The sequence below is a fragment of the Aeromonas sp. QDB25 genome (assembly GCF_027707725.1).
Taxonomy (GTDB): Bacteria; Pseudomonadota; Gammaproteobacteria; order Enterobacterales; family Aeromonadaceae; genus Aeromonas; species Aeromonas caviae.
This window is the reverse complement of the sequence record NZ_JAPCIZ010000127.1, coordinates 1-6,484: the sequence shown is the minus strand read 5'-3', so window position 1 is coordinate 6,484 and position 6,484 is coordinate 1. Positions and strand designations below refer to the sequence as shown.

Annotated in this window: 7 protein-coding genes; 1 reads left to right on the top strand and 6 read right to left on the bottom strand. The window is 55.7% G+C overall.

Translation table 11 applies throughout. From position 1 onward, the window contains the following. From PG883_RS22285 to PG883_RS22270, 4 genes are all read right to left on the bottom strand, one after another. On the bottom strand, positions 1-507 hold a 507-nt coding region (locus PG883_RS22285; RefSeq protein WP_219411303.1), incomplete at its 3' end, for a serine hydrolase. 820 nt (positions 508-1,327) lie between these two features. Continuing rightward, complete coding sequence (locus tag PG883_RS22280) at positions 1,328-2,698, bottom strand: IS1182-like element ISCfr1 family transposase (protein WP_000971921.1); 1,371 nt, start codon at positions 2,696-2,698, stop codon at positions 1,328-1,330. A gap of 114 nt (positions 2,699-2,812) precedes the next feature. Then, positions 2,813-3,949, bottom strand: a complete 1,137-nt coding sequence (locus PG883_RS22275; RefSeq protein ID WP_000080861.1) for a DUF3883 domain-containing protein — start codon at positions 3,947-3,949, stop codon at positions 2,813-2,815. Between the two features lie 50 nt (positions 3,950-3,999). After that, positions 4,000-4,227: a hypothetical protein gene (locus tag PG883_RS22270; protein ID WP_000248278.1), complete on the bottom strand. Its 228-nt coding sequence runs from the start codon at positions 4,225-4,227 to the stop codon at positions 4,000-4,002. Positions 4,228-4,250: 23 nt separating this feature from the next. Here PG883_RS22270 and PG883_RS22265 point away from each other — a divergent pair, with 23 nt between their 5' ends. Further along, the gene (locus PG883_RS22265; RefSeq protein ID WP_000951934.1) at positions 4,251-4,442 is read left to right on the top strand and encodes a hypothetical protein; all 192 of its coding nucleotides are present in this window, start codon (positions 4,251-4,253) and stop codon (positions 4,440-4,442) included. 481 nt (positions 4,443-4,923) lie between these two features. Here the strand turns inward: PG883_RS22265 and PG883_RS22260 are convergent, their stop codons facing one another. Continuing rightward, positions 4,924-5,466: an AAA family ATPase gene (locus PG883_RS22260; RefSeq protein WP_000587837.1), complete on the bottom strand. Its 543-nt coding sequence runs from the start codon at positions 5,464-5,466 to the stop codon at positions 4,924-4,926. Positions 5,467-5,478: 12 nt separating this feature from the next. Beyond that, positions 5,479-6,339, bottom strand: a complete 861-nt coding sequence (gene aac(3)-IId / locus PG883_RS22255; RefSeq protein ID WP_000557454.1) for an aminoglycoside N-acetyltransferase AAC(3)-IId — start codon at positions 6,337-6,339, stop codon at positions 5,479-5,481. Positions 6,340-6,484 lie beyond the last annotated feature (145 nt).

Genomic DNA, 6,484 nt, shown 5'->3' with positions numbered 1-6,484 from the left:
TTCATTCAGCTCCGGTTCCCAACGATCAAGGCGAGTTACATGATCCCCCATGTTGTGCAAAAAAGCGGTTAGCTCCTTCGGTCCTCCGATCGTTGTCAGAAGTAAGTTGGCAGCAGTGTTATCACTCATGGTTATGGCAGCACTGCATAATTCTCTTACTGTCATGCCATCCGTAAGATGCTTTTCTGTGACTGGTGAGTACTCAACCAAGTCATTCTGAGAATAGTGTATGCGGCGACCGAGTTGCTCTTGCCCGGCGTCAACACGGGATAATACCGCACCACATAGCAGAACTTTAAAAGTGCTCATCATTGGAAAACGTTCTTCGGGGCGAAAACTCTCAAGGATCTTACCGCTGTTGAGATCCAGTTCGATGTAACCCACTCGTGCACCCAACTGATCTTCAGCATCTTTTACTTTCACCAGCGTTTCTGGGTGAGCAAAAACAGGAAGGCAAAATGCCGCAAAAAAGGGAATAAGGGCGACACGAAAATGTTGAATACTCATACTCTTCCTTTTTCAATATTATTGAAGCATTTACCAGGGTTATTGTCTCATGAGCGGATACATATTTGAATGTATTTAGAAAAATAAACAAATAGGGGTTCCGCGCACATTTCCCCGAAAAGTGCCACCTGACGTCTAAGAAACCATTATTATCATGACATTAACCTATAAAAATAGGCGTATCACGAGGCCTGTGGGAGGAAAATAAAGTGTCATCCTAACTACAGGACCCTGCAACGTAGCAATTCCTGCAAAAATCCATTTAAAACAATGACTTATTTCAATTCTGCCATCTGCAAGCGTTTTGTGGGGATGGAGGCCGGAATCATTAAAGTATCATCCTAATTTTCGCTCAACCTTGGAAAATGCTGAGAATCGTAAAAATAAAGTTTCATCCTTTCCGCTACTAGTTCAAGGCTTTCTTCCGGCCGCCGGCAACAACGCTGCTTGGCTGAGGCGATCCACTTGCGCTACCGCTCACTGATCAGATCGAACTTGAACTCGACGAGCAGCCAACCATCAGGCCGAGCGTGATCGCCAAAAAAAACGGATCATGCGAAATCCTTCGTTGAGTTTGGCGCGGGTTTTAGCAAATCAGCTGGCCCGCGATCCGGTTGAGAGTGATCCGAAGCGGTCCTTGACGACCGGCACAAATCGGCCGATTCTGTTGAAAAAGTAGCTTTAGCGGCAGCCTGCCGATCAGGTGTGCCTGCTGTCGAAGTGGCTGCAAGCCACTTCAAGTTGCCTTCCGGCGTTTCACTGAGCGTCCTTGCTCAGGTTTAAGGGTTAATTTGAGGGTTTCTGCTCGTAGCAGGCATACCTATCCCGTCAGCGGTGGCCCTTGAGGCAAAAGCTTGGCCATGCGGCGCAGGTTCTGCACCATCGCAGCCAAGGTGAATTCGTCAGTGGCACCCGTTAGGCCACGCAGTCGTAAACGGTCGAGTTTCATGATCCGTTTGAGGTGGGCGAAAAGCATCTCCACCTTCTTTCGTTCGCAGCGAGAGACGAGGTACTCCGGTGTCTTGGCGATGCGTCGAGCCACGTCGCGGGCAGCCTCATGGATGCTGCGGACGATCTTCCGATTCGGCGTGTTGGGGCAGCATTTCGCTTTCAACGGGCAGGTGGCGCAGTCGGTTTGGCTGGAGCGGTAAATGACGGTTTTGGCCTTAGTTACCCGCGACCTTTGCTGGGTGAAGGCGCGCCATTCACTGCGTAGCGGTTTGCCGGCTGGGCAGCGATATTCATTGGCGTCCTGACTCCAGTGAAAGTCGTTACTGGAGAGGCTGTCGTCCTTGCGCTCGGTCTTGTCCCACACCGGCACATGCGGTTCGATGTCCTTTTCTTCGACCATCCAGGCCAGCATCGGGGCGGTGCCATAAGCGGTATCGCCGATAAGGCGTTCCGGTGTGAGATCGAACTGCGCCTCGACACGCTCGACCATCGTCCTAGTCGAATCGACTTCGGCGGTACGGTGCGCCGGGGTAGCTTCCACGTCCATGATCACACCGTGCTCAGTGTCGATCAGGTAATTCGTGGAGTAGGCAAAAAAGGCCGGGCCACCTGGCGCTGCTGTCCAACGGGACTGAGGATCAGTGAGCGAAATTTTCTTGGGAAGAGCCTCAGCCAGCGCCTCTTCATCAAGGGCTTCGAGGTACTCGCGCACTGCGCGGCTGCTGAGCTTTGGATCGTTCCAATCGACCTCATCTCCCGCCACCCCACGTTGCCGGCTGGCATCCGCCTTAATGATGCTGGCGTCGACGGCGAAACCTTCACCCTTGACTAGGCCGGCTGCCATGCAGCGCCGCAGCACCTCATTGAATAACCAGCGGAATAGATCGCTGTCACGAAAACGCCCATGGCGATTCTTCGAGAAGGTCGAGTGATTGGGGACTTCGTCTTCCAGACCCAACCGGCAGAACCAGCGATAGGCCAGGTTCAGGTGCACCTCTTCGCACAATCGCCGCTCGGAACGAATGCCATAGCAGTAGCCGACGACCAGCATGCGCACCATCAACTCCGGGTCAATCGAGGGACGCCCGATGGGGCTATAGAAATCTGCCAGGTAGGCACGTAGATCACTGAGATCCAAGCACTGGTCGATGCTGCGCAGGAGATGTTGGGCCGGGACGTGATCTTCCAGATTGAACGAGTAGAACAGGCGCTGCTGTCCTCCCGGTAACTGTCCCATCATGCTGTTCGCCCCCACGCTCGCTGACAAAGCAATTTTGCCAACGGCATGGGGAGGCCGCTACTTTTTCAACAGAATCGGCCGCACACAGCCATTCGGCTCAACAGAACCCTGCCTTTACCCCACCAAACTCCGGAAACTCGCCCGGTAGTCCGTCGGCTTGAGATGCACATGTTGGCTGAGGTCGCCGGGTAGCGTGAACAGGCGCGGACCGTCCCGAAACTGGAACACGCGATACAGATGGAATTGATCGCCCGCCTCCTTGGAGAATTCGAGTTCGTTGTGGCTGACCAAGAAAGACGAGCCTACCCCGCCATTGGTGGTTTTCACCTCGATGAAGCGCTCATGGGCGTCCTCTTCGAACGACAGGATGTCGAACCCCGCACCGTCTCCCTGGGTGTCGGACACCCAATCCAGCCGCTGAAAAAGCTCTGGGTGGCCGAGCTCGGTCAGGCGTTGCTGTTCGTAGCCAATCACCCACTGCTCCCCTGCCCGGCCCAGCTTGCGGTTGGCTTCATCGCGAGCGGCATAATCGAACTTTCGCGGTAGGCGTTGCCGTAGAGATGCCGGGGTACGCACAAGCACTTCACGGGCGGGTGGTTCTACCAAAGCCGCTCGGTAGGTTTTGTCACCCGGAAGTTTTACCTCCTCCAGGGCATCGACAAGAGCGCCGACCGTCTGCTGATGTTCCAGAACGTAGGCGTGTACGGATTTACGCAGCAGCAGTTGGCTGTTGCCGCGTGGCTTGTAGCCGTTGATATAGGGCAGGCCCAGGGCATCGAGTACGGCGCTAATGTTCTGGTGCTTGAGCTCGACTGAAGACTTGCTGCGACCGTTCAGCAGTTGGCGCAGTGCCTGGTTGTGCTCGGACTTGTGGTACGGCTCCCCAGCCGCCTCGGCACGCAGCATGTCGAAATAGTCTTCGACCGTGGCCAGGACCTCTTCTTCGGACCAGTCTTCGCCGATGCGAATGATGCGAAACCCGAGCCGCGTCAGCGCCGGAACGACGGTCGTCTCGCCACCGGAGAAGCTGTCAGCAGTGAGCGGGCCCTGCTCGGGAAATTGCTTGCCGAAGGCCACACCGGCGATGGCCTTGGAATCGCAATCGGTGCCGGTCTTCGGATCACGTACCAGGAAGTCGCGGGACTTGCCGTAGCCGTGGCGCGCCAGGAATTTCGTGCGGCCCAGTTGCACGAACTCATCGATGGCAGCCTGCACGGCGGCGGGGCTTCGAAGCTGGGAGAGTTGAGACACAGGGTCCTTCCTTACTGTCATGGTGTGCCGGGAACCGCCGAGCCACGAGATTATGAGTAGCCCCTGAACAGAAACGTCACGATAAAAGCCGTGAACGCCACCAGGCCCATTAAATCCCTTGCGTATTTGCAGCCCGTGCTGTCCAAACCTGTACCAGGTCCGATCAACACGCTCCAACCATTGAGGTACGAAAACACCGCCTGACCGAACAAAAAATGCGTGATAGCCGCCGCAGCCATGACGCCGGAATCGTCAGACAGGCTGTAGCTGTTGACCATTGCCCTGTACGCCTGCATCTGAAATGGCTATTGCCCTGATGGGAGCCGGCTTTTCAGCCACCGACACCAGCGATGCCGTCAATATTCTTTACCCGATAACCATGACCGTACAAGCTAACAAGGCCTGGCAAGCCAGCGGACTTAAAAAGTCTTTTTTTCTACCATCCCACAAAAAAGTTCGTGGTGGAGAAAAGATAAGCTATGCAAGGCTTTAGGAGACGTGGTTTTTCAGGATGACGAAGAACGATTCGGCGCTAGGTGCAACATAGGTGCATCGCACGAGCGCTAGGAACGGCGAAAAAAGGCGGACGTGGCGAAATCGGTAGACGCAGCAGACTTTAAAATTGGAGTGCCCGCGGGGAAATCCGCGGAGTAGAACCGCTCAAAGTCGGGGAACGCTAACGGGCAATACCCTAAGCCAATCCCGAGCCAAGCCCCTTCGGGGGAAGGTGTAGAGACTGGACGGGCGGCGCCTAAAGCCTTCGGGCAATGGCGAAGGGACAGTCCAGACCACGAACGTCATCAGACGGCGGCGAAAGTCGAGGTGGTACGAAAATCTGCTTCTCTGTGAGAGTACGGGTTCGAGTCCCGTCGTCCGCACCACAAAGCCAAACATCCCTGCGATGATCGACCTCTGGGCGTTTGGTCGTGAGCCCGCCACCCTCGCGCTACGCTTTGCGCAGGCGTCGAAGGCGATCAGGTGCGCCCATCGATTCCGTCGAGCACCATCGCTGCGAGTTCATCGCTGGTGTGTGCACCACTATCGAGAACACGGGTTGTGCATGGAAGCCGTTCCCTTGCGGCCAAGCATCGGGCGACATTCGCTAATCGCCACTCTCGAATCTCCGCATTTCGATTCGGGTCAGGATGCATGGTCTGGTTCGCGATCCGGTGACGCAATAGGTCCTCGTTGAGCGTCAGAAAGATGTGCAGCAGCTGATCGTCGATCCGCCTTACCCCGTCGAGTATCTCAGTCAGATAGTCCGGGTGCACGAGCGTCATTGGGATGATGATGTCCTGCGAGTAATTCCTTCGAATCTCCCTGACCGCCGCGATCGTAAGTCCCCTCCACAAGGGGAGATCCTGATAGTCTCCGCTCGCTGGCATGGGGACCGTTTCTTTCACCACGAACCCGATTTCCTCGGGGTCAAAGATCAGCGATTTGGAACGCCGATCGCGCAGCCGCTTAGCGAGCGTCGTCTTTCCGGCGCCGAAAGGTCCGTTGATCCAGATTATCATTGTCGACGGCCTCTAACCTGAAGGCTCGCAAGAGCGCTCGACGGCCTCGTGCGGAGGCACGATCGGAGTGGTTCCGAAATGCTTCTCAAGATAGGTGACGCCGAACGTCACGATGTCCTGCGCGTCGAACAGGTAGCACTGAGCAAAGCCCACGACACCTTCTCGATGGCGACCGAGCTTCACGTAAGCATTTGCTATAGTTTCAACCGCATCCGGCTTTCCTTCGATAGCAAAGCAATCGAGAATGCCGTTTGAATCGTAATCCGATGCCGTTTTCCAGGCGACTTCACCGTCTCTTCCAAGCATCGGCATCTCATACGTCACCCACCGTTTGTTGGGGATATCGGCAACCGCCTCGGCGTAGTGCAATGCGGTAACGGAGTTTAGCGGCGCACCCAACAGCAGGGCCTTCCCGCCAAGGCGAACGAACCGCTCGACGGGCGATCCTTCCCCCAAGGCGTGACCGAGTTCGTGAGGCTCCGTCAGCGTTTCAGCCAGCGGACCAACCGCGACCATCGATGCATCGGGGTGCGCGCTGCGCCGCGCGCCGGGGGCTTGAACCAGAAATTGATTCAGCAGGCCGAACCCACGGTAAGTCCCGGCTGTTGCGGGATCGAACGGCAGCCAGGTACGGCGGGCTTCGTCATCCAGCCGAGCGCCATTCAGAGTCTCCTCGTAGGGTGATCGGTCCCACGACGCGTATCCCATCACAGTGCCAGTCGGCCCAACCGCGGAGCGTAACGCGGCAACGACCGTCTCCGCTCCTCCTTCGACCGGACCAATCGCTTTAAGTGAGGCATGCACCATCAAGAGGTCACCGGTTTGGACTCCGAGTTTTTGAAGCGCCTCCGTTATTGCCTTCCGCGTATGCATCGCGATATCTCCTCTAAACTGCAAAACACTATACGGGGTCTGACGCTCAGTGGAACGAAAACTCACGTTAAGGGATTTTGGTCATGAGATTATCAAAAAGGATCTTCACCTAGATCCTTTTAAATTAAAAATGAAGTTTTAAATC

What these genes read in the sequence shown, in the direction of transcription:
- PG883_RS22280 (WP_000971921.1), bottom strand. Translation starts at nt 2,698, where the DNA reads ATGATGGGACAGTTACCGGGAGGACAGCAGCGCCTGTTCTACTCGTTC.
- PG883_RS22260 (WP_000587837.1), bottom strand. Translation starts at nt 5,466, where the DNA reads ATGATAATCTGGATCAACGGACCTTTCGGCGCCGGAAAGACGACGCTC.
- PG883_RS22270 (WP_000248278.1), bottom strand. Translation starts at nt 4,227, where the DNA reads ATGGTCAACAGCTACAGCCTGTCTGACGATTCCGGCGTCATGGCTGCG.
- PG883_RS22265 (WP_000951934.1), top strand. Translation starts at nt 4,251, where the DNA reads ATGGCTATTGCCCTGATGGGAGCCGGCTTTTCAGCCACCGACACCAGC.